The following is a 1,957-nucleotide window of genomic DNA, read 5'->3' on the forward strand; positions in this document are numbered from 1 at the left end:
TGTCCTTGCTTGCATCCCGCAGTGATTTGACTGATAGTTCAAATCTGTAATATTCAGCCAGTAAGCCCTCTCGCGAGAGAACAGCCAAGAGATACCGCGAATGCTTGAAGTATTAATTTCTGCCACCAATGCCTTTTGTAAGCACATGAAGGTTGATCTGAATCGTTTACCCAGTCCGGATGGTAAGCGCATAGGCACTCAGCCCATTGCTTCTGGCAATAATGTCATTGCCTGGCAGGTGCATGCGGTTAAGGGCTACCGAAATAGAAAACGGTACACGGACGTGATTGCAGTAGAAGCCCGCAGTCGTTATGCCATTCTGTTTTCTAACCCGATGTTTAGCGATTTAGACGAGTTTGCTGAGCGATTTACCAATCGCTGGGTCAGAGAATCTATTCATATGGCCATGGAGAGTGGAGCTACAACAGAAGAGCAAGCTCAGAGCATGTATGACCAGTTTCTGGATATGGAGAAGGAAATCCGGTTTGTCAGAAATACCGACCTCAGCGTCAACGGACATGTTGCGGATGCTGAGCAGTGGCTGAGTCAGTCCTATGAACAATATGGGCTGGAGCAGCTAGACGAGAGTGAAGAGATCGGATTGGGAATGCACCGCATCAACTGCGTCCACAAAAAGGCCAGGCTGTTTCCTGGAGCCAGACAAATGGAGAGGTTTATACCCATGTCGCGGATGGTGGATGACTGGCTGTTCAGGTTTGCCAAAGGTCTGTCTGTGTGGGCGTATCCGGAAACGCCCCACGGGGATTTTCCGAATCCTTTTCCCGCTGCAACAGCTACTGTTATCGAACAGGACGCACCATTGGCTTTGCCAGATAATGTGGTCAGCCTTGATGAGGTACGTAAACGTAAGAAGTCGCAGCAAGCATAACCGCTATGAATGAATACCATTATTATGAAAAGGTCATGAAACAGAAGCGTCGGCAACAATCAGGCCAAATAAGCACTGGTGTTCCGGATCAAAGTTTTTCGCTCGCTTTAAAAAACTCCTGAAACTTACTTAACAAAAAGCCTCTCATCCACTGATGCGCCTGGTTAAACTGCCAATGTTCCGGCCACACCAGTTCAAAGCTCAGGGGCGGAGAGTCTGACAAGATAGGAAGGAGGACATAATCCTCAAACAAATCCAACGCCAGATACTCCACATTGGTCACAATGGTAAATGCGTCGTTGGATTGAATCGCCTTCAAAGCAGCCTCCGTGCTTGGTAGCTTAAGCCAAGGATTCCGTAAAAAGGCATACTGCTCACGCAATTGATTGATATAAGGACTGGCAGCGATGACCGCCTGGGTCACCACAAAGGGAAATTGATCCATCTCGGTCAGATCGAGCGTTTCCCGACTGCTCATCGGGTGTCCCTTGCGCATCAGAACATTAAACGACGCTGAATTAATGACTTCTTTGCAGAGGTTCTCAGTCGTCTCAGGAAAAGCGACAATCACCCCCAGATCCAACTCACCTGACTCCATGGAGTAAATCGTACCCTCGTCCGGAAGCGAGACAGAACAACTGATACCCGGCGCAATCTGCTTAAGCTCAATCAGGGCCTGAATCAGAAAATGATCGAGAACAACCGAACTTGAACCTATCCGGAAATGGTGCTCACTGGTTGCAGGGTCAAAGTTCTGATTCTCAAAAAGCGTCTCAGAGTCTGCCATCAGTTTTGAAACCAGTGGTTGAACCTGACGAGCTTTTTCAGAAAGGAAAATATGATTCCCCTCCCTGACCAGGATGGGATCATTCAACGCTTCTCGCAGCTGTGACAGAGTCCTGCTCATTGTGGACTGTGTCACATGCATCTGATCTGCTGCGCGGGTTACACTGCCGGTATCCAGAATAGCCTGCAAAGCGGGCAGCAAACTCATTTTCAGCCGGTTACTGGCCGAATATTACAGATTTGAACTATCAGTCAAATCACTGCGGGATGCAAGCAAGGACA

The 1,957-nt window shown here is 48.4% G+C and carries 2 protein-coding genes; one reads left to right on the top strand and one right to left on the bottom strand.

All coding sequences use genetic code 11. The annotated features are described in order from the left end of the window. Window positions 1-100: 100 nt before the first annotated feature. On the top strand, window positions 101-889 hold the full coding sequence (locus KDK16_RS02885) for a hypothetical protein (RefSeq protein ID WP_257274591.1): 789 nt from the start codon (window positions 101-103) through the stop codon (window positions 887-889). A gap of 88 nt (window positions 890-977) precedes the next feature. On the opposite strand, the gene KDK16_RS02890 is transcribed toward KDK16_RS02885, so the two are convergent. Further along, entirely contained in the window at window positions 978-1,883 is a 906-nt protein-coding gene (locus KDK16_RS02890) for a LysR family transcriptional regulator (RefSeq protein WP_257274592.1), read from the bottom strand. Between the last annotated feature and the right edge of the window lie 74 nt (window positions 1,884-1,957).

It is taken from the genome of Endozoicomonas sp. SESOKO4, assembly GCF_024606275.1.